At 49.9% G+C, this 21,270-nt stretch carries 22 protein-coding genes; 16 read left to right on the top strand and 6 right to left on the bottom strand.

What is annotated here, in order from left to right:
* The first annotated feature begins 8 nt into the window (after window positions 1–8).
* Window positions 9–422 (top strand): VOC family protein, encoded by a 414-nt coding sequence (locus ACJJI4_RS16695; RefSeq protein ID WP_282931346.1) that lies wholly within the window; start codon window positions 9–11, stop codon window positions 420–422.
* Window positions 423–502: 80 nt separating this feature from the next.
* Window positions 503–1,228, top strand: coding sequence for a dienelactone hydrolase family protein (locus ACJJI4_RS16700; protein WP_413663244.1), 726 nt, complete (start codon window positions 503–505; stop codon window positions 1,226–1,228).
* A 92-nt stretch (window positions 1,229–1,320) separates the two neighbouring features.
* Here the strand turns inward: ACJJI4_RS16700 and soxR are convergent, their stop codons facing one another.
* Window positions 1,321–1,809, bottom strand: coding sequence for a redox-sensitive transcriptional activator SoxR (soxR, locus tag ACJJI4_RS16705; protein WP_282931344.1), 489 nt, complete (start codon window positions 1,807–1,809; stop codon window positions 1,321–1,323).
* Window positions 1,810–1,893: 84 nt separating this feature from the next.
* On the opposite strand from soxR, the gene ACJJI4_RS16710 reads away from it, so the two are divergent.
* The 5 genes from ACJJI4_RS16710 to ACJJI4_RS16730 all read left to right on the top strand — a co-directional run bounded on the left by ACJJI4_RS16710 (window position 1,894) and on the right by ACJJI4_RS16730 (window position 5,630).
* Entirely contained in the window at window positions 1,894–2,049 is a 156-nt protein-coding gene (locus tag ACJJI4_RS16710) for a hypothetical protein (protein ID WP_444915586.1), read from the top strand.
* Window positions 2,050–2,067: 18 nt separating this feature from the next.
* Window positions 2,068–3,291 (top strand): MFS transporter, encoded by a 1,224-nt coding sequence (locus ACJJI4_RS16715; protein ID WP_444925847.1) that lies wholly within the window; start codon window positions 2,068–2,070, stop codon window positions 3,289–3,291.
* Window positions 3,292–3,383: 92 nt separating this feature from the next.
* Window positions 3,384–4,349, top strand: a complete 966-nt coding sequence (locus ACJJI4_RS16720) for an ABC transporter ATP-binding protein (protein ID WP_444925848.1) — start codon at window positions 3,384–3,386, stop codon at window positions 4,347–4,349.
* Entirely contained in the window at window positions 4,346–5,107 is a 762-nt protein-coding gene (locus ACJJI4_RS16725; protein WP_413663248.1) for an ABC transporter permease, read from the top strand. Before ACJJI4_RS16720 ends, ACJJI4_RS16725 begins: the two co-directional genes overlap by 4 nt.
* Window positions 5,108–5,165: 58 nt before the next feature.
* Complete coding sequence (locus ACJJI4_RS16730) at window positions 5,166–5,630, top strand: GFA family protein (protein WP_444925849.1); 465 nt, start codon at window positions 5,166–5,168, stop codon at window positions 5,628–5,630.
* Here the strand turns inward: ACJJI4_RS16730 and ACJJI4_RS16735 are convergent.
* On the bottom strand, window positions 5,611–6,243 hold the full coding sequence (locus tag ACJJI4_RS16735; protein ID WP_413663250.1) for a TetR/AcrR family transcriptional regulator: 633 nt from the start codon (window positions 6,241–6,243) through the stop codon (window positions 5,611–5,613). The two genes, ACJJI4_RS16730 and ACJJI4_RS16735, sit on opposite strands and share 20 nt — an antisense overlap.
* A gap of 134 nt (window positions 6,244–6,377) precedes the next feature.
* On the opposite strand from ACJJI4_RS16735, the gene ACJJI4_RS16740 reads away from it, so the two are divergent.
* Together ACJJI4_RS16740 and ACJJI4_RS16745 are read left to right on the top strand one after the other, a co-directional pair.
* Window positions 6,378–7,496 carry an efflux RND transporter periplasmic adaptor subunit gene (locus tag ACJJI4_RS16740; protein WP_444925850.1) on the top strand — a complete coding sequence of 373 codons (1,119 nt, stop codon included), beginning with the start codon at window positions 6,378–6,380 and terminating at the stop codon, window positions 7,494–7,496.
* 120 nt (window positions 7,497–7,616) lie between these two features.
* Window positions 7,617–10,736 (top strand): efflux RND transporter permease subunit, encoded by a 3,120-nt coding sequence (locus ACJJI4_RS16745; protein ID WP_444925851.1) that lies wholly within the window; start codon window positions 7,617–7,619, stop codon window positions 10,734–10,736.
* Window positions 10,737–10,800: 64 nt separating this feature from the next.
* Here ACJJI4_RS16745 and ACJJI4_RS16750 read toward each other — a convergent pair whose 3' ends face one another.
* The 4 genes from ACJJI4_RS16750 to ACJJI4_RS16765 all read right to left on the bottom strand — a co-directional run bounded on the left by ACJJI4_RS16750 (window position 10,801) and on the right by ACJJI4_RS16765 (window position 14,577).
* A complete protein-coding gene (locus ACJJI4_RS16750; protein ID WP_444915581.1) occupies window positions 10,801–11,703 on the bottom strand; it encodes an MBL fold metallo-hydrolase in 903 nt (300 codons plus the stop codon).
* A gap of 144 nt (window positions 11,704–11,847) precedes the next feature.
* Window positions 11,848–12,156 carry a hypothetical protein gene (locus ACJJI4_RS16755; protein ID WP_444925852.1) on the bottom strand — a complete coding sequence of 103 codons (309 nt, stop codon included), beginning with the start codon at window positions 12,154–12,156 and terminating at the stop codon, window positions 11,848–11,850.
* Window positions 12,157–12,185: 29 nt separating this feature from the next.
* Window positions 12,186–12,977, bottom strand: a complete 792-nt coding sequence (locus tag ACJJI4_RS16760; protein WP_444925853.1) for a glycerophosphodiester phosphodiesterase family protein — start codon at window positions 12,975–12,977, stop codon at window positions 12,186–12,188.
* 163 nt (window positions 12,978–13,140) lie between these two features.
* Window positions 13,141–14,577, bottom strand: a complete 1,437-nt coding sequence (locus tag ACJJI4_RS16765) for a hypothetical protein (protein WP_444925854.1) — start codon at window positions 14,575–14,577, stop codon at window positions 13,141–13,143.
* 869 nt (window positions 14,578–15,446) lie between these two features.
* Between ACJJI4_RS16765 and ACJJI4_RS16770 the strand changes: the two genes are divergently transcribed.
* From ACJJI4_RS16770 to ACJJI4_RS16800, 7 genes are all read left to right on the top strand, one after another.
* Window positions 15,447–15,878, top strand: coding sequence for a response regulator transcription factor (locus tag ACJJI4_RS16770; protein ID WP_282931332.1), 432 nt, complete (start codon window positions 15,447–15,449; stop codon window positions 15,876–15,878).
* Complete coding sequence (locus ACJJI4_RS16775; protein ID WP_282931331.1) at window positions 15,875–16,303, top strand: CsgE family curli-type amyloid fiber assembly protein; 429 nt, start codon at window positions 15,875–15,877, stop codon at window positions 16,301–16,303. Before ACJJI4_RS16770 ends, ACJJI4_RS16775 begins: the two co-directional genes overlap by 4 nt.
* The gene (locus ACJJI4_RS16780) at window positions 16,303–16,722 is read left to right on the top strand and encodes a curli assembly protein CsgF (protein ID WP_282931330.1); all 420 of its coding nucleotides are present in this window, start codon (window positions 16,303–16,305) and stop codon (window positions 16,720–16,722) included. The genes ACJJI4_RS16775 and ACJJI4_RS16780 overlap by 1 nt, the downstream gene beginning before the upstream one ends.
* A gap of 32 nt (window positions 16,723–16,754) precedes the next feature.
* Complete coding sequence (locus ACJJI4_RS16785) at window positions 16,755–17,627, top strand: CsgG/HfaB family protein (RefSeq protein WP_444925855.1); 873 nt, start codon at window positions 16,755–16,757, stop codon at window positions 17,625–17,627.
* 58 nt (window positions 17,628–17,685) lie between these two features.
* On the top strand, window positions 17,686–18,228 hold the full coding sequence (locus tag ACJJI4_RS16790; protein WP_282931328.1) for a hypothetical protein: 543 nt from the start codon (window positions 17,686–17,688) through the stop codon (window positions 18,226–18,228).
* A gap of 489 nt (window positions 18,229–18,717) precedes the next feature.
* Complete coding sequence (locus tag ACJJI4_RS16795; RefSeq protein ID WP_444925856.1) at window positions 18,718–19,740, top strand: hypothetical protein; 1,023 nt, start codon at window positions 18,718–18,720, stop codon at window positions 19,738–19,740.
* Between the two features lie 448 nt (window positions 19,741–20,188).
* Complete coding sequence (locus ACJJI4_RS16800) at window positions 20,189–21,208, top strand: hypothetical protein (RefSeq protein ID WP_444925857.1); 1,020 nt, start codon at window positions 20,189–20,191, stop codon at window positions 21,206–21,208.
* The last annotated feature ends 62 nt before the right edge of the window (window positions 21,209–21,270 follow it).

Consider the following 21,270-nt stretch of genomic DNA (forward strand, 5'->3'; position numbering starts at 1 on the left):
GGCCGCCTATGATTAAGCTCCACCATATTGACCATATTGTATTGCGTGTCCAATCTCTAAAACCCATGCTCGACTTTTACCAAAATATTCTTGGATGCAGCATTGTGCGCCAACGGGACGATATTGGCCTCTACCAACTCCGCGCAGGCACTTGCATGATAGATTTAGTGCCAGTTGATAAACCTATAGGCCAGAGAGGGGGAGCAGCACCAGGAAAGGAAGGGCGGAACCTGGATCATTTTTGCTTCCGGGTTGAACCCTTTAATCCGGAGAGTATTCAAGCCTTTTTAGCGCAGGAACAGGTAAAGTTTTCGCCAGCAGAAGAGCGCTTTGGTGCCGATGGAATTGGCCTGTCAATTTACATCTCAGATCCCGAGGACAATGTGATTGAGCTGAAAGGACCACCCACTGGCAACAACTGAAGTTTGTGCCACGCTTGCGGAGTAGCCGGGCCCTTACCGGTTTCCCAACGACTCTTTCTCGATCAGCCAGGCGACTCACTATGGAAGCGGAAGTAATTGACTACACCGTAAACGGGGATACTTTTTGCGGATATCTCGCATGGGATGAAAATATCAGTGACAAACGGCCGGGGGTTTTACTGGTACACGAATGGTGGGGGCACAATGCCTTTGTTCGCGAGCAGGCGGAGAAACTGGCCAACTGCGGCTACCTCGCTTTTGCAGTGGATATGTTTGGCGCAGGCAAACAGACCGATGATCCACAAGAGGCACAACAGTTCAGGGATGAAGCCCTGAAGGACCCGGTGGCCCTTGAAGCGCGCTTCCGCACAGCATTATCACTGCTCCAGCAGCGGCCCCAGGCAGACCCGGACCAGGTCGCAGCGCAGGGCTATTGTTTTGGCGGCGGAGTCGTACTCGCTATGGCTCGAGTCGGCGTGGACTTGCGCGGCGTAGTCAGTTACCACGGGGCACTGGCAAGAAGTACCCCCGCACAAAACAAACCTATTAATGCTGAAATACAGGTCTACACCGGCGGCGCCGATGTGATGGTTCCACCGGACCAGGTCGGCCAGTTTGTTACTGAGATGCAGGAATCCAAAGCCAAATTAACTCTGGTCAGTTACCCGGGGGTTCTACATGGATTTACCAACCCCTGTGCAACAGACCGGGGAGAAAAGTTCGGCCTGCCGCTGGCCTATAACCGTGAAGCCGCTGAGGACGCTTGGCGGGGAACACTGGCATTTTACGAGAAGATTTTCTCCTGAAGTGAACGCCGGAAAACTGCTAGCAACCTTTTAGCGCGATAAAAGTACGCCTTGGGAGTTGGTAGCAGTACTCGTGTATTGCTACCACTTTCCTACTCGGTCAAATCCAAATAGCGAGCTCCCCCTCCCTGCTCCGCAGCTTCATCCCCGGGATTCCGTAAAGGGCATTTCTGCATAGACAAACAACCACAGCCAATACATCCCTCAAGGTCATCGCGCAACTTGGTTAACTGCTGGATACGCTGATCCAACTCTTCACGCCAGTGAGAAGAGAGTGATGACCAATCCCCCGCATTGGGAGTGCGCTTATTAGGAAGTTCCCCGAAGGCCTCGCGTATTTCTGACAGGGGAATACCGGTGCTCTGTGCCACCTTGATAATGGCCACTCGGCGCAACACATCCCGCGAGTAACGCCTTTGATTTCCCGAGGTCCGCCAGCTGGCAATCAGGCCTTTGCTTTCATAGAAATGCAGGGCGCTGACTGCCACGCCGCTGCGCTCGGCCACTTCGCCAACAGTCAGCTCCCGCTTGATTTGCTTTGACTTAACCGCTCCTTTTTCGGCCGATTCTTCAGCTGCCATAAAAACGCCCACCAACCATTGACCTAAACATTGGTTGAGGTTTTACACTGCTGCGCAACCTAATGCAAGCGAGGGAGAAAAGTGATGGAAAAGCACCAAGCAAACGGCGTTGCGCAACCAGCCGGTCAAGCCAACCCCAACCTGTTCTTACTACTAGTGGCAGCTGCAAGCCTGAACCCCAAATTTGCTACTGAGATACGCGAGTCTGGACATACCGCGAAGAGAAACCCTGGGACCTAGAAGCAGCGACTAATAATCATGAAGCACACGACCAGCGGGATACCGTCTCAGAGCCGTATCACATTACTGTGCCTGGCAGCACTCACTATCATGTCGGGGGCCACTGTAGCCCCGTCACTACCTGCACTGCAGCAGTATTTCTCAGGGACACCCAATAGTGATTTGTGGAGCCGACTGGTAGTGACCCTGCCCGCTTTGAGCATCGCCCTCTGCGCTCCATTAGCAGGCTGGATTGCTGATCGCCATGGCCGCCTGCAATTATTGAAAGCAGCCCTGGTACTCTATGGACTATCCGGTCTACTAGCCCTATTTCAGGATAGTCTCGCAGGTATCCTGACTAGCCGCTTACTATTGGGAGTTGCCGTGGCCGGAACAATGACCTCGGTAACAGCCCTGGTGGGGGATTATTTCAGCCGGGAGCAACGCCTAACTTATTTGAGCCAGCAGAGTACTTTTATCAGTATCGGTGGGGTCGTATTTCTAACCCTGGGCGGACTACTGGCCAGCTTACATTGGCGCGCCCCCTTCGCAATTTACTTGTTGGCCTTACTACTAGTTCCAGCAGTTAAAATTTTCCTTTGGGAGCCCATGCGAGTAAGGCCTTTCAAGCACAGAGACCCCAAAAAAGAAAAGCAGGATAACCCGCTTGCATTTTATGCACTACTGGCGGCCGCAACTTTAAATAGCCTGGCTTTTACCCTGATTCCAACTCAGATCCCTTTTTACTTGCGCGAGATAGAAATCTCCTCACCCAGCCTTATTGCTATGGCTATCGCCTCCAGTAATGTTATGGGAGCCATCGCCTCATTATTGATTTACCGGCGAGCCCGGAATCGACTGGGAGTGCTCGGCGTTTTTATCGCAAGCTTCACTATTATGGCCGCCAGCTTTGGGCTGCTCGCCGGCGCTCAAAACCTGACAGAAATAGTTGCTTTTATTGCCCTCTACGGACTTGGAATGGGTACCCTGATACCACATATCTTTTCTACGGCTCTCGAGTCTGCTCCGGAGTCAAAAAGAGGGAAAACTGCGGGATTTCTGACGACTGGAATTTTTCTTGGGCAATTTATTTCGCCTTTCATCAGCCAGCCCTGGATTGATAAAATGGGATATTCCAGTGCATTCTCATCCATGGCTTTAATTTTGATGTTCGCCGCCTCCAGCGCAGCTTTGATATACATCATTAAAATTAAAAAAGAATTCTCATTGGCATATACTTCCGGGCTGGGATCGGGAAACTGATCCGACAGGAAAGGTATTCCTCCTTTCTGCCCGATAAATCCACCTGACAACACACAGCCAAAGCCGTACGGTAATTTTGGCAAGGAGAAAAAGTGGAATCGATTATTTCCATAAAAGGCTTGGGAAAAACCTATGCCGAGGGGTTTACCGCCCTGAAGAATATCGACCTGGAAATTCAGCGGGGAGAACTCTTTGCCTTGCTCGGCCCCAATGGCGCGGGCAAGACAACCATGATCAGCATTATCTGCGGCATCGTAAATCCGAGCTGCGGTGAGGTCACTGTCAATGGTTACAATATTCAGCGGGACTATCGCAATGCCCGCAATGAGATTGGTCTGGTGCCCCAGGAGATATCCACCGATGCCTTTGAAACCGTTTGGGCGGCAGTGAAATTCAGCCGCGGTCTATTCGGCAAGGCTCCCAATCCCGCCTATCTGGAGAAAATTCTACGGCAGCTCTCCCTATGGGAGAAAAAAGATAACAAAATTATTACGCTTTCAGGAGGAATGAAACGCCGCCTGATGATCGCCAAAGCGCTATCCCACGAGCCCAATGTGCTCTTCCTCGACGAACCCACCGCCGGAGTCGATGTGGAGCTGCGCCAGGATATGTGGCAAATGGTGCGCGAACTGAAAGAGTCGGGGGTAACCGTTATCCTCACCACCCACTATATCGAAGAGGCCGAGGAAATGGCCGATCGTGTCGGTGTTATCAATCACGGCCAACTGGTTCTGGTTGAGGAGAAAAATGCACTGATGAAGAAAATGGGGGAGAAAGAACTCAGCCTGCAATTGCCCACACCACTGCAACAAATTCCAGAGAGTCTTGCTGACCTACCACTCAGTCTCAGCAGCGATGGCAGCCAGCTGGTTTATCGCTTTGATATCAAAAGCGAAGACACTGGTCTTGCGGAATTTCTGCGCCGTTTAAATGCCGCCGATATTGAATTCCGCGATTTACACACCCGGGAAAGCTCCCTGGAGGAAATTTTCGTCAACTTGGTTCACGGTGCCCGCCTTGAACGGGAAGAGCAGCTCAGTAAGGAGGCACAGGCATGAATTGGTATGGAATTGGCGCCATCTATAAGTTTGAGATGGCCCGCACCTGGCGCACCCTGATGCAGAGCATCGCCTCACCGGTGCTCTCCACATCTCTCTATTTTATTGTCTTTGGTGCGGCGATTGGATCGCGTATGGGGGATATCGACGGGGTCAGTTACGGGGCCTTTATTATTCCAGGATTGGTTATGCTGGCACTGCTCAGCGAGAGTATATCCAACGCCTCTTTCGGAATATTTTTCCCTAAGTTTTCCGGCACCATTTATGAAGTACTGTCCGCTCCCATATCCTCCTTCGAAATCGTCACAGGATATGTGGGTGCCGCAGCGACAAAGTCCATTTTATTGGGGCTGTTGATATTACTGACCGCTCGCTTTTTTGTGGATTACGAAATTGTACACCCCTGGTGGATGCTGACATTCCTCGCGCTGACTGCCGTCACTTTTAGCCTGTTCGGATTTATTATCGGAGTTTGGGCCGATGACTTTCAGAAGCTGCAAGTTATTCCGCTGATGATTATTACGCCGCTCACTTTTCTCGGCGGTGCATTTTATTCGATCAGTATGCTGCCAGAAATGTGGCAAAAAATTACCTTGTTCAACCCAGTAGTTTATTTGATCAGCGGCTTCCGCTGGGCTTTTTACGGCGTAGCCGATGTTAACCTGGGGCTGAGTATCGGCATGACTTTGCTCTTTCTGGTGCTGTGTCTCACCACCGTCTGGTGGATTTTCCGCACCGGATACCGCATCAAAACCTGATTCCTCCCCCACGCCGCTGTGCCAACCTTAGTAAAGGCGGTACAGCGGTGGACTTAGCATGGTGGAGGAATATCACGAAGGGGGCTGCGTTTGCGGGCAACTGCGCTTTCGCGCCCTCGGCTCCCCTAGCCGGGTCAGCCTGTGCTCTTGTCAGTGGTGTAGAAAGCGCAGCGGTAGTCCCATCGGCTTATCGGTCTACTTCAAAAAGAAACAAATAGCCTTTCTTCAGGGCCATTTGCAAACCTACACTCTTTACTCCGATGCCGGTCGCTGGATAAAGAGCCAGTTCTGCCCCGATTGCGGCAGCACGCTCACCTGGACACTGGAATTCCTACCCGAATATCGGGGCTTTGGTGGCGGCGCCTTTGATGCACCGGAATTTATTTATCCCGAGCGCTATGTTTACAGCCGCAACAAACCTGAGTGGCTCCAGGTCGCCAGTGATATTGTCCTATGCCCCGCGATGGCGGAGCAGCCCAAGAATACAGGCAATAATCCCAGCACTAGTGGTGGGCACACATAAAGGTTCTCACCGCCTTTTGTACGCGCTCACGACGCTCTTCCTGTGTCGACATTTGTCGGCAGCCGATCAAGACCTGCATATGGTGGCAACCCAGCAACAAACCGATAAAATCTTCCGCCGCTACGGCGGGATTATCCACCTTCAACATCTGTAACTGATTGGCTCTGCGCAATAGCTGCTCTATCTCCCCCAAAATCCGCTGGGGACCTGCATCAAAAAATAGCTGGGCCATTTCCGACTCCTGGGATGCCAGGGCACACAAAAGACGTAACAGACGCACGCTATCCTCGCTCTCCACCATCCCCATAAAAGCGTCGCCAATACGCTCCAGGACCTGCTCTACCGATTCCCCCTCTTCTAAAGCAAAGATGGGCAGGGGCATCATCATTTCGCAGCGAGAGGCAATAGCGGCGCTAAAGAGCGTCTCCTTATCGGAGAAGTGGCTGTAGACCGTAAGTTTGGATACTCCCGCGGCCGAGGCCACCGCATCCACGCTGGTAGCGGCAAAACCGTGGGATAAAAACAGGTCCCGGGCGGCATCCAGAATGGCTTGGCGTTTCACCGGATCCTTGGGGCGACCGCGCTGGGCGGCCGTCTGGGTCTGCTCAGACATAGCTCTCCATATACTAGACTCGTTAGTTCATTAAATATACTATACTCGCCAGTATAACATTGATGGCCGCCCGGCCATGCTTGACCCAGTCACGGATCTGCCTCGACGCGCCAGCGCCGGGGAAGGAAGCCAATATGTACCGAATGCTAATCCTCGCTGCGCTCTCACTCAGCCTTTTGCTGAGCGCTTGTGCCCCCTCTGAATCCCAGGAACAAGAAACCAAACCGCGCCCCGCTGTTATGGTGCGCCCCACCCTGGCCAGCGCCCAAACCGATGTGTATCCCGGTGAGGTAAGAGCCCGCTTCGAGCCGGCACTGGCCTTCCGTATCGGCGGGAAAATCCAGCGGCGCCTGGTAAATGTCGGCGACCGTGTGGAACAGGGCCAGCCCCTGGCGGAACTGGACACTGAAGACCTGCTGCTACAACTGGATTCAGCCCGCGCCAGCCATACTTCCGCCGAGGCAGACCAACGCCTGGCTAGCAGTGAACTCTCGCGCCACCGCAAGCTATTGGAAAAGCAGCTGGTGAGCCTCTCCCAATTCGATACCGTAGAAACCCAATTCGAAGCCAGTGAAGCGCGACTACAGCAGGCCAAAGCACAGCTGGATGTTGCTCGCAACCAGGCTGCCTACGCCGTACTTAAGGCGCCGGAAAGTGGCGTGATTGCCCGCCGCATGGCCGAGGCTGGGCAGGTCGTTGCCGCAGGTCAAGGCATTTTTGAGCTGGCAGCCGATGGCGAGCGAGAAGTGCGTATCGACCTGCCGGAGCAGTCCATCAGCCGCTTTAAAGTGGGCCAACCGCTAACTGTCGAGCTGTGGTCCCAACCGGGCCAATCTTTCCCCGCGCGCATCCGCGAACTATCGCCGGCAGCCGATCCCATATCCCGCACCTTTGAAGCCAGGGTCGCTTTCGAAAATAAAGTGAGCGGTGTAGAAATCGGCCAGAGTGCACGGGCATTTGTCCCCAGGGCGGAAACAACTGATGTACTGCAAGTTCCGATGTCAGCAGTCAGTGCCGACGATGGCGCCGCATTTGTATGGGTATTAAATCCAGAGACAAAAACGCTGCATAAAACCCCGGTCAGCCTGGGCCCCTACGGTGAGGAATTTGTCTCGGTATTTTCCGGGTTGGAACGCAATGACTGGGTCGTGGCCGCAGGTACCCATTTGTTGCAGGAAGGTATGGTGGTGCGCCCTGTGGACCGTATGAACCGCCCCATCGAACAGGGGCCGTCTCTCGCCCATCAGGAATAAATTAAAGACGCGGGAACAATAACGCCTGCCCGCGAAAATTAATTCCCAATAAAGCCTCGATAACAATTTCCAAAGTGCGGCCGCGAAAAGCAGAGCCGCCCTTGAAACAGAGAAACTGCCATGGGTTTTAACCTCTCCGAGTGGGCCTTAAAAAACCGCCCGCTGGTGCTTTACGCAATGATCGTCCTGGGACTGCTGGGAACCTTTTCCTATACCCAATTGGGGCAAAGTGAAGATCCACCCTTTACTTTTAAGGTGATGGTGATCAACACCGTCTGGCCCGGCGCCAGTGCCGAAGATGTGTCCCGCCAGATTACCGAACGGGTAGAAAAGAAATTACTGGAGACCGGCGATTACCAGCGTATCTCCTCTTTTTCGCGTCCGGGGCAATCCCAGGTATTGTTTGTTGCCCGGGACGATATGCACTCCCGTGACATTCCCGATCTCTGGTATGAAGTGCGCAAAAAGGTGGTGGATATTCGCCACACCCTGCCGCCGGATATCCAGGGCCCATTTTTTAACGACGAGTTTGGCACCACCTTCGGCAATATTTATGCCCTCACCGGCAGTGGCTTCGATTACGCACTGATGAAGGACTACGCTGAGCGACTGCAACTGGCCCTTCAGCGAGTTAAGGATGTAGGCAAGGTCGAGTTACTGGGATTGCAGGACGAAAAAATTTGGGTGGAGATATCCAATACCAAATTAGCTTCCATGGGCATTCCACTGTCTGCGGTTCAAAACGCCCTGCAAGCGCAAAACCAGGTCACCGATGGCGGCTTTGTGGATACCGTCAGCGACCGGGTGCGCATCCGTGTGAGCGGACAATTCACCTCCGTCAATGAAATACGCCAGTTTCCTATTACCGCAGATGGCCGCACCCAGCGCCTGGGAGATATCGCCCAGGTCCACCGCGGCTTTAGCGATCCGGCCCAGCCCCGCATGCGCTTTATGGGAGAGGATGCCATCGGCCTCGCCGTGTCCATGAAGGAAGGGGGAGATATTTTAAAGTTGGGTAAAGCCCTCGACGAAACCTTTGCCCGACTACAGGAAGATCTGCCCATAGGTATGGAACTGCGCAAGGTCTCCGACCAACCGGCGGCAGTAAAACGCGGCGTCGGCGAATTCCTGCAAGTGCTGGCCGAAGCCCTGGGTATCGTACTGCTGGTGAGTTTTTTCTCCCTCGGCAGCCGCCCGGGATTAATTGTGGCGCTGTCTATCCCATTGGTATTGGCGATGACCTTCGCGCTGATGCACTACTTCAATATCGGACTGCACAAGATCTCGCTGGGGGCACTGGTACTCGCCCTGGGCTTGATGGTGGACGATGCCATTATCGCGGTGGAGATGATGGCGATAAAAATGGAGCAGGGGCTCAGCCGGCTAAAAGCCGCCGGCTTCGCCTGGACCAGCACCGCTTTTCCCATGCTCACCGGTACACTGATTACCGCCGCCGGTTTTTTACCGATTGCCACCGCCCAGTCCGGTACCGGTGAATACACCCGATCTATTTTCCAGGTGGTCACCCTGTCGCTAATCGTTTCCTGGATTGCCGCCGTGGTCTTCGTACCCTATCTGGGCCACTACCTGCTGCCAAACCTGGCGCGACATGGCCACGGCGGTGAAGTCAAAGACCCCTACCAGAAACCCTTTTACCAGCGCTTCCGCCGCTTTATTACCTGGTGCCTGCGCAATCGCAAAACAGTGATCGCGGCCACCCTGGCAATTTTCGTCGGCTCGCTCGCTCTGTTCAAACTGGTTCCGCAACAGTTCTTCCCCTCTTCCGGACGCCTCGAATTGATGGTGGACCTGAAGCTGGCCGAAGGTGCCTCGCTGAAATCCACCGAGCACCAGGCCAAAAGATTGGAAACCCTGCTGGCACAAAACGATCAGGTGGAAAATTACGTGGCTTATGTGGGCACCGGCTCCCCGCGCTTCTACCTGCCTTTGGACCAGCAACTGCCCGCTGCCAGCTTCGCCCAGTTTGTTGTGATGACCCGCAGTGTCGAAGAACGCGAGCAAGTGCGCAGCTGGTTGATCAATACGATGAATGAGGAGTTCCCCACCCTGCGCAGCCGTGTGTCCCGCCTCGAGAACGGCCCGCCCGTGGGTTACCCGGTGCAATTCCGCTTGTCCGGCGAACATATTCGCGAAGTGCGCGGATTGGCCCGGGAAGTGGCCGAGCGCCTGCGGGACAATCCACAAGTGACCAACGTGCACCTGGATTGGGAAGAACCCAGTAAATCTATCAACCTCAATATCGACCAGGACCGCGCTCGCGCCATGGGCGTCAACAGTGCAACCTTGTCCCAGGCTCTGCAAAGCTCCTTGACCGGTATCACTGTGAGCCAATACCGGGAGGATAACGAGCTGATCGACGTGCGTGTGCGCGGTAATGAAGACGATCGCTATGCCCTGCGCCAGTTGGGTAACCTCGCGGTACAAACCGACAGCGGCCGCAGTGTACCGTTGAACCAGATTGCCACCCTGGAATACGGTTTTGAGGAAGGTATTATCTGGCACCGGGACCGCCTGCCCACCGTTACCGTGCGCGCTGATATTTATGGGGAAGAGTTACCGGCGACCGTCGTCAATGCCGTGTGGCCTCAGCTTCAATCCATTCGCGATAAATTACCGCCGGGCTACTTGCTGGAAGTGGGTGGTACCGTGGAAGAATCTGCACGGGGGCAAAAATCGGTCAATGCCGGTATGCCGCTATTTGTGCTGGTGGTCTTTACCCTACTAATGCTGCAATTGCGCAGTATGTCCCTATCCACCATGGTATTCCTCACGGCTCCCCTGGGCCTGATCGGCGTTACCCTGTTCCTGCTGTTGTTTGGCAAGCCCTTTGGTTTTGTCGCCATGCTGGGCACCATCGCCCTGGCGGGAATGATTATGCGTAACTCGGTGATTTTGGTGGACCAGATACAGCAGGATATCAGCCAGGGCCTCAGCCCCTGGGATGCAATTGTCGAGTCGACGGTAAGACGCTTCAGGCCGATTGTTTTGACAGCGCTGACTGCGGTATTGGCGATGATTCCACTGTCCCGCAGTGACTTCTTTGGCCCTATGGCGGTCGCCATTATGGGCGGATTGATTGTCGCAACCGGACTCACCCTACTGTTCCTGCCAGCACTCTATGCCGCTTGGTTCCGAGTGCGAGAAGAACACAATGAAGAGGCGGTGGAAAATAGCCCTGAATTTGGCGGGCCCATGACCCCGAACGCCACTACAGAATAAAATCACTGGGTAATCCAACAAAAAAGGCGGCGCAGGTTTTCACTGCGCCGCCTTTTTTTATTTTCTAAGATTGTGTCAGGGAGTCGTAAACAATCCCGGTCCAAATATCCGGTGTCATAAAACCCTGGCCATACTGCGCATCAAATTCCGCTGTGGGCTTTGCAGAAATCACTTCCTGCCGGGTTTTACCCTCATCCACCATCGCTTTCACTTTGTCCCTAAGCCCTGCCAATATATTGCGCTGCTGTTGCAGTTCTGCCCGATTACTGAGAGGACCGTGACCGGGAATAATTTTGGTCTCTTCCCCCGCCATCGCCAAAGCGGTGTCCATAGCTGCGATCATGCCATCCACCGAGCCGCCGGAAGAGAGATCGATAAAGGGATAGTTGCCGTTAAAATAAATATCCCCCATATGAATCACATCGGCTTCGGCAAAATGCACGATGGAGTCACCATCCGTGTGCGCCGGCCCCACATGTTGGACCTTTACCCTATCGCCATTCCAGTAAAAGGTAGTGGCATCGGTAAAGGTTATCACCGGTAATGCTTCTGGGGGAGACGGCTCAACCTTGCGCTTAAATGCCTCAATAAACTGCTCGGTACTTACCCGTTTGCGTACATTCTCGTGAGCCACAATCAGGGCGCCGCTTTTACCCAGATTTTCGTTACCGCCGGTATGATCTCCATGCCAGTGGGTATTAATGACAAAACGCAAAGGTTGCTTGGCTAACTCAGCTACTGCCTGTTGAATTTTTGCGGTCAAAGGCGCGTATTGGTCATCCACCATAAAGGTGCCGTCCTCTCCCACCAGTACTGCAATATTGCCCCCAGCTCCTTTGAGCATATAAACATTGCCAGACACGGCTTCACTACTAATTTCCACATTGGCAAACCGATCCTGCGCAGAGGTAAAAGATGCAGTCAATACAGAAACCGCCAGGGCGACGGAACCTACTACGTTCTTCATAAAAACTCCCAGTTGTTATTATTTCTTTCCGAAAATTATCAGAAGTTGATCTGACAACATAAAATGCGCCTGTTGCTTTTAGTATGCCAAATATTTTGGTCAGCCCTCCAATCAAACTGAAAGGCTAGACGTTCTTGCCTACTCCTATAAATTACTGTGGCTACCAATGGATTTAAAAACCAGATCTCTCATCTCTGGAATACAGATAATTAGCACCAAAAACGCAAGCAAGATACAAGCCACGCAAATAACCTCTAGAGCGAGAGTCACTTTTCTCTGTTTATTGTGGTTTGGATAGTACTTTTTAAAGAGTAACGAAACCCCTGACAACTTAAGAAGTCGTGGCGCGCCAACAGCATACTTGCTCAAAACAGAGATACTAATGGCAGCAGTAAGACCTGAAATGAAGCCAATAATACAAATAGTCGTAAATAGAAAAACTACGATCTCCATCAGTTGACTTATTCCTTATATCAATCGAGTCAGGCTGCCTGCTTCAATAAAGTTTCTCGCTGCTGCGCCAACATCTCCAACAGCAGATCCGGTCGGTCAGTCACAATGCCGTGTACGCCCAGATCAATATAGCGCCGGTAGTTTTCCGTGCCATTCACGGTCCATACCGCCAAGTGGACTTTCTTTTTATTAGCAGCGCGCACCATACTTTCAGTAACTACGGGAATACCTTTTTGTTCCATCGGTAGCTGCATCGCGCTATAGCTTGGACGCAGCAGTTTCTCTGCTCGGAGTAACTGTGCAATATAAAATACTACCGCCTCTACGGTAGGCGTACCCGTCGCCACTTGCGGACAGAGTCGACGAAACTCATTAATCACCCCTTGGTGAAAAGAGGAAACAACGACCTGCTCGCCTTTTCCACACTTTGCCAGCACATCCTTCAACACTTTTGCAGCGCGATACTGACGGCTTTTGATCTCCAGTATCATTGGCATATCCCCCACCATTGCCAGCGCCTCTTCCAGAGTCAACACTCGCAGGGGCTTTTCTCTATAGGGGTAATGCTCTCCATCCCGAGTCCAGAGATAGGCAACATTTAACTGACGCAGCTGCTCTAAGGTTTTATCCTCTACAAACCCCGCTCCATCAGAGAACATTTCCAGCTCCCTGTCGTGAATCAACACTAAATGGCCATCGGCGGTGAGCCACAGATCCACTTCAATAGCATCCACGCCCAGTTGCACCATTTTTTCAAGGTAAATCGCCGTGTTTCCTGGGTAGAGGCCATTGCCGCAGTCATTACCATGTGCGATCACCATCGGCCCCTCCCCCTGAGGAAACCACAGGGGGCAAGGTTTGCCCGGTGCAGACCGGGCATAAAGAAATAGAACGACTAGGGCAATTAAAAAGAACGACAACCAAAACATGCTTCACCACACTTATTATTTTGTCAGTTTTCAAGCTGGATAGTGTTAGCTTCGATCACGCCTCTTCCGCTAATTTGGCAACAGAATCAGTGTCAGCAAGCACGGCACTCTTTTTGGATTCTTCTTTCCCCGCCGGTTCTTTATCCTCACTTCCAGTTCCTTGTTTCTGACGCACATACAAAGCCTGTAACCAGAGGGGAACAAAAATAACGATGTCGTAAAAACGATTAACCAAAACACCTAAGTGCAGTGAAGCCATCGCCAAAAACCGCAGTATTAAGGTCATTCCCCGCAGGGATAAGCCCACCCCAATACCAATCACCGTTCGCGCTGAACGGATAAACTGCTCCAAAGGAATTGCCAGAAAAGCCAGAATTAAGGGAAGCACAAACCCAAGTCCCATCTGTGCCAGAGGAATTGGCCAAAGCTGCTCAGAACCTAATAACTGCTGTTGCAGAATCAACTCACGGGAGAAAGCCAGGTTTCCACCGACTACAGCCAAAACCAATAAGAGTGCCAAAGCCACTCCCAGCAATAACCTGCGCGTACTCTCACCTAGGGAACCTACCGCAGGAAACATTCGAGTAACCTGCAAGCATTCCATAATCAACAATCCGACAGTAATCTGCAAAAAGATTACCACTGCGGCTGAAATACTGGCGAGGCTATAACTGCCAAGTGAAGCTTCAGCGCCCAGTACTGCCGCCATAGGTTGTGCCAGTAACTGAAAATTCACCATGGCCCCAGCCAAGGCAACCATTAACACCAAAGAAGCCGTCAGAAAACGGCTGAAAGAGGAAGAAGATAGCAAATGAAGACTCTTATCCGATTCCTGAAGAATCTCTTCATAGCGCTCCATATGGCCATCCAGCGCTTTGGCCCGCCGAATAACCGACTCTACATTTTTGTTAATGCGCCCCAAAGTTGAAAGCATTGCACGCCAACTAGGCAGCATACGTTTTAGTAATTGATGCCTTTCCCGCGTCGACTCGCGATAAGACTCCAGAGCTTTGGACTCAGCTTTACGCATTGACTGGTTAATAGTGTCGAGAACATCAGCTACCACCGGGTCTTCTTTGCCGGGAATTTCCGAAACGGCGCGAATCGCCCGGGCCCAGTTTGATGGTTCCGGAGCTATTTCAGCACTGCGTACATAGTCTTCATCCAGGCTGCTGAGCTGCTCACAGAGCTTTCGGTGCAATGTTGGATACAACGCCAAGTCCCGCTGTACTGTTTGCTCAATACGTTCAAACTCTCTTTCAATATGGCGCTCGGCTGTGTCTCTACCCTCGGCAAAAAGCACTTCCCGATTGCGCTCGACCAACCTCTGTTCCACAACACCGATATTACTGGCGATAAACCGCAAAGCCCGATGTCCCAGGCGCGCCAGAGCATATACCGTGCGGTGTACAGGCTCTCGGGCCAGGAACAAAACAATCAAGCCCAGGATACCCCAAAGCCAAAGTGGTAAACTTTGCATTAGTTGACTCATATCTACCCCCTCTTACCAGACCCAATTGGTCTCTATCCTAACAGCTGCCGACAGCACATTCGCCCAAAAGTTCACAATTTGTACAGGAGTGTGACGACAGTTTCACCATTGTAATCGGCTCCAATCATAGGAAAAACAGGGAAAACTGACGTAGGCATCAGGCGGTTAGGACAACCCAACAAAAAAACGGTATAAGAGGTGACATTAGTAATGGGCAGCTGAAAACCTATTTCCCTGCTCCAAATTAATTTCTCCCCAGCGAAAGAGAGAAACCAATAAACGCCTTTACCGAATACAGCCAAGTAGCAATTAAATGCAATACTTGCCAGGTGAAAAAACAACACAAAATATAAGATAGAAAATGCCAAAAAAATAAATTGTACGCTTATTTTTAAATATTCCGTCCGAACAAAACAAACCATTTATCACTCTAAAACCACAACCAAAAAACGCTAAAAATATCCGCAAAAAATAAATAAGGCACATTTTTTCCTAAGCCTCCCCCATCCTACGTCTACACTCCAAACTAAATTCTCATTGAGTGAGTGTTTTTCCCTAACATGGCAGAAACGATTTTACGCTGACTCCCACGTCGTCATGGCAGATAACGTGGGGTAATTTTGGGAACCTAAACGACAGGAGTCGATGGAAGGTCAAACTCTTATTTCGAGAGAGATCTATCTGTATCAAGGAGAGGTACGAGGTATATGCCGGTTCTTTTTTTTAGCAACTCCGGCCTTCAAGGCGATCTATTATTTTCACTGTTTTCACAAGCTATTCCCATACCCTGGGAAAAATCCAGCATTGGAAAACAAAAAAACTGCCTGCAGCATTATCAGGCTATCGTGATAGATTGCTGGCAAATTGGTGTGAGCTCTGACTCAAAACAGTTTCTTTCAGATCTAAAGAAGATTAGTCATGCAAAAGCTTTACTGATTAATCTCCCAGCCAACCTACCCATTCATATATCGGAAAAATTACGCCAGAAAGGTTTTCACCTACTTTGTGACAGCAATACCAGTCAGGAAAACCTTATTCACAAATTGGATACCGCGATTCACAGTGCCGAGGGGCGACAACATATCAGCCCACAAAACTCCCTCCCTCTTACCCGCAGGGAACAGGAAATACTCGGACAACTCACTACCGGTGAACCCAACAGTGTGATCGCAACAAAATTGCACCTTAGCGAACACACTGTGAAAAATCACATGTACAACATTTTCCGAAAAATTGGAGTTAAAAACCGGCTGCAGGCCAGTAATTGGGCCAAGCTCAATCTCCAGGAAGAGAGGATATGAGACTAACCCTGTTGATGTTGACACTGTGTGCATCCCTGGCCTTTGGCCAGGATGACACAGAGGTTCCTCCAGCAGATACCGATTCTGGAAAACTCGAAGATGAAATCAGCGGATTTAATATAGATCGAACAATAACTCGCACCGGGCATGATTTTGCTCGCTTCATGAGCGAATACAGAAACCTCAATTACCCAGATGCTACGTACAACTTAACAATTTATGAAAGGCCGTCGGCCCGATGGGGAAATCTAATTTGGGTTACCTATAACGACAAAATTGTTTTCAGGCGTTTTATCAGCCCAAGCACCAACAATATACATCGCTTGGCCGATGAGGCCGCTCAGTATATTCACCAGGAAGTACTGCAATCGCGTGTTCGCAGCTCACTCACAGACACCTTTGATTTGGGTAAGGATGAATTCTAATGAAAATCAAGTCATTACTAGGAACCGCCGTCTTTTCTCTGGCAGCGGTCTCCTACCACCATATCTCCGCCACCGAATTAATCTATGAACCGGTAAACCCTAACTTTGGTGGCAACCCACTCAACGGCACCTACTTACTGCAAAATGCACAGTCCCAAGATACCCACGAAGACCCTGACAAGGTTGACAGCCTCTATGAGCAGCCCAGTGCCCTGGATAGATTCAGCGATTCACTGGAAACCCGTCTACTAAACCAACTCCTTACCGATGTTGGTGACGGCAATAGTGGAGAGCTGATTACCGACGACTTTATCGTACAAATTGTTGATAACGATGGTGTCCTAACAGTACTTATCACCGATCGAAGTACCGGAGATAAAAGCGAAATCGTTGTAAGCGGATTAAACCCGACAAACTAATGAACCTTTAAATTTCAAAGGATTCTTTGGCAATGCGTAATGCAATAAGAAAAGTGATAGCTTTGCCCATCGTAACAACATTAATGACGCTAAGCAGCTGCTCTGCAGTCAAAGATGTGGGCGATGCACTTTTTGGTCCGGGCATCACAGATGCAATGCTCACCCCTAGGAAAAATACCTACCGGGACCTAATCAATCTTCCTGAACCAAAAGGTAAAATATTGGTAGCGGTTTATGGCTTCCGCGACCAAACCGGTCAGTATAAGCCCGCACCGAATAGTAGTTTCTCGACTGCGGTTACTCAGGGTGGCGCGGCTATGCTGATGGACGTGCTCAATGAATCTGGCTGGTTTATCCCGCTAGAGCGTGAGGGCTTACAAAATCTGTTAACTGAACGGAAAATTATCCGTGCAGGATTAACCAAGCCGGATATTCCCGTCAATAACAGTGTGCCACTTCCCACTCTCGTAGCTGCAAACGTCTTATTGGAAGGTGGCATTGTTGCCTACGACCAAAATATTCAAACCGGTGGCGCAGGCGCTCGATACTTTGGTATTGGCGCTGATGAGCAATACCGTGTGGACCAGGTAACAGTTAACTTGAGAGCCATTGATATTCGCTCCGGGCGGGTATTACACTCAGTATTAACCTCCAAAACGGTCTATTCAAAAGCAATTAGTGCCGATGTATTCCGCTATGTTAAATATCGACGCCTATTGGAATTGGAAGCAGGTACTACCTATAACGAACCGGCACAGCTTGCTATGCTTTCAGCGATGGAATCCGCTGTAATTCACTTGATCAGTGAAGGCATTGTCCACAACTCCTGGGCACTCGCCAACCCGGATGAAATTGAGAATCCAATATTGCAGTACTACTTAAATGACAGCACCGTCATTATGTAGAAATTAAAGCCTTCAAAATTTACTTTGTGCCTATCCTGAAATTCGAAAGGTTGAAAAGATGTACCATAAAATCAGTAGCACTTACCCTGCCACCTTTTTGCTGGCAGTAGCAATCTTCCCAGGCACAGGATTTTGTTCAGACTTGGATAGCAGTAGTGAATTGGCTGTCGCCAGCGAATTGAGCGCAGCCAATCTTTATTCGATCTCAAATTTAAGCGTCATAAATCAGGAGGGCGGGGGAAATAGAGTCCACACCTACCAAACAGGTAGCAGCAACTACACTTCTGCCCATCAGGACGGCAATAGAAATAACTTAGCTGTCACCCAATCCGGCAAAGACAATATAGTCTCATCCAGCCAAGTCGGAGATTACAACTTTGCATTATTAATACAGGTGGGCTTTGAGAATTTTATAGATATCGATCAGTATGGAGTTGGAAACACAGCAGGCATATCTCAAATTGGAATACAAAATAGTGCACAAGTGGAAGAAATCGGCAGCTTTCATAACGTAAATATTTACCAAAGTGGGAACGGCTTACATACTTCAGTCACCGTTGTCGGAACTGCCATAACAACACAAATAAGTCAGTATGACTAATATTTAAAGCATATATCAATTCTCCAAAAACCGATTACCTCGACTTATTCAGTCCTACATTTTTACTGATTAATTTATCAACAGTCACAACTACAAAAGTTAAATTATCCATTTGAGTAGCCGGATCGCCTGCAGCAACAATTCCTCAAATTTTGTGTCATTTCAAAAAACCAGCTGCTCACATTTGTCATCAAAGGCTTAAAAAAGAACTTTATTCCTAAAATTTCGACACTTCCGTCCTATAGCCGCAACTCCCGAAGCCGACAAAACTCTAGTCAGCATCAAGCTGCTGTTAAAAATGATATTGCTAGATGTTTCACAAGGAATGTGAAGGTTAGAAGCAGTCGGTTTCACTCCAGATAACTCACATACGCCTGGCACAGCCGTATCGTGTCCTGAGACAAAACACTCCCAATATCTAATGGTGCTGAATTCTTTTTATTTGTAAAAAGCTGTACAGCTATATTTGACATCCCTATGGAGTTACTGATGACTAAGTACACACCTATTGCCGCCAGTGTTCTTCTGGCGATCGCCAGTACCGGAGCCTTAGCTACCAACAATACCGCCATTCTCAACCAAAATGGCACTGGCAACATGGCCACGGCTGATCAGAGTGATGCCACTGTATCCAACAACCTGATCACACAAAACCAAACCGGTGACAACAACGTAGTTTATGCAGAGCAAACCAGCTTTAATGATTCCGGTGTAATTACCCAAACTCAAGTCGGGGATATGAATGACGCAGAGTCCTTCCAGAATGATTCCAGCACTGCGATTGTTACTATCACCCAAATCAACGACGGTCACTTTGCAACAACTACACAAAGTTTTGTAGATACCAGCGTTGCAACTGTCACCCAAAGTGGTAGTCCGCAAGTAGCAGCAGTAACCCAAGTTTCCAGTACAAATGATAATGCTGTAGTGACTCAGTCCGGCGACGGTAATGTAGGTAATGTTATCCAAACTAATGGTTCATTTAACACCGCAATCTTAACCCAAACAGGAACCACCAATACTGCAACTTCTACTCAAACTTCCAGTACCTCGAGCACTGTTAACGCTATCCAGGCAGGTACCACAAACTCTGTAATACACATTCAAACTATGGCCACTAACAGTACCTCTGTTTCCTTCCAGGATGGCACTTCCAATACATTCACCACATCACAGACAGCAGGTGATGGGAACTACAGCGAGGGCTTCCAAAATGGTACTACTCAGGGCCTGACTCACATTCAAGTTGGAGATGATCACTGGGCTTATACTGAGCAAGTGGGCACCACCAATATTGGCGTGATCTCCCAGACAGGCTTTGATAACTATTCTGAAGGCTACCAGGTTGGGACATTCAATAGCTTGACCGTTACCCAGCCTGGCGATTTCAATACCACTGTCGCCTCGCAGACCGGTAATAACAACGTTATTGCCGTAACCCAATCAACCGATCTCAATACGGCCACACCTACTCAAGTAGGTGATTTCAACAATGCAATTATTATTCAGTAATTAAGGGAATAGGCCGGCTTAACATGCCGGCCTATTTTCAACTTGGTGGGCTAAGTGCAAGCTTCAATTATTATTACTAGCCCTAAATTCTCATGAAACAATCATTTCATGTATTTAATGCCACCCTCTAAATCAGCTGACATTATTTGCCATAGCTAGTTCAAAAAAGAACTTTATTCCTAAGGTTTCGGCACTTCCGTCCTATGGCTGTAACCCCAGAAGACGACAAAACTCTAATCAGCATCAAGCTGCTGTTTAAATGATATTGCTAGGTTTTCACAAGGAATGTGAAGGTTATTAAGCAGTCGGGTTCATCCCAGTTTCCTCACATACTTCAGACACAGTTGTAATTTGCCTGAGGATGAGACTCTTCCAATATCAAATGATGCTGTTTTCCTTTGTTTGTAAAAGCTGTACAGCGATATTTGACATCTATATGGAGTTACAGATGACCAAGTACACACCTATTGCCGCCAGTGTTCTTCTGGCGATCGCCAGCACCGGAGCCCTCGCCACGAACAATACCGCCATTCTCAATCAGAACGGTACTGGTAACATGGCAACCGCTGATCAGAGTGATCCAACGGTAACCAACAACGTTATCACCCAGACTCAAACTGGTGATACGAATGAAGTTTATGCTGAGCAATCCAGCAATAACGATTCAGGCGTAATTACTCAAACTCAAGTAGGAGATATGAATTACGCGGAATCATTCCAAAACGATTCCAATGTGCCAGTGGCTACTATCACCCAGATAAATGACGGCCAGTTTGCATCGACTACTCAGAGCTTTGTAGATACCAGTGTTGCCGTGATAAATCAAAGCGGTGGCCCGCAAGATGCAACTATTGCCCAGACTACCAGTGCAAATGACACCGCTGTAGTTAATCAATCCGGTGACGGTAATGTGGCAGTCGCCATTCAAACCCTGACCTCATTGAATAGCGCAATTATTACTCAAACCGGCACCAATGGTACCGCTTCTGCAACGCAAAGTAATAGCACGCAGAACACCATGAATATGATCCAGGCGGGTGATACTAACACTGTCGCTCACCAGCAAATATCTGCGAGCAACAGCTCAACCTTCTCCTTCCAGGATGGTTCTTTCAACACCATCTTCTTCAGCCAGACTGATGACGGAAACTACAGTGAAGGTTTCCAAGACGGTACTACCCAGACTTTGGTCCACAATCAAAGTGGCGGTGACCACTGGGCATACACAGAACAAGTGGGACTCACTAATGTTGCTGTCGTTACCCAAAGTGGTTTCGATAACTTCTCCCAGGCGGCTCAGGATGGTACTTTCAATAACCTGACCGTGACACAACCTGGCGATTTCAATAGCGCTACATCATCACAAGTTGGCAACTTCAACACCATAACTGTGACCCAAGTAGGTGACTTCAACGCAGCCGCACCCGCCCAGGTGGGCGATGGCAATGTGGCAGTAATTATTCAGTAATCAAGATAAAGGCCGACTGTTAAAGTCGGCCTTTTTTTAACGAAAAAATTATCTCACAAACT

This window comes from Microbulbifer maximicatervae (SeqCode) (assembly GCF_052467305.1).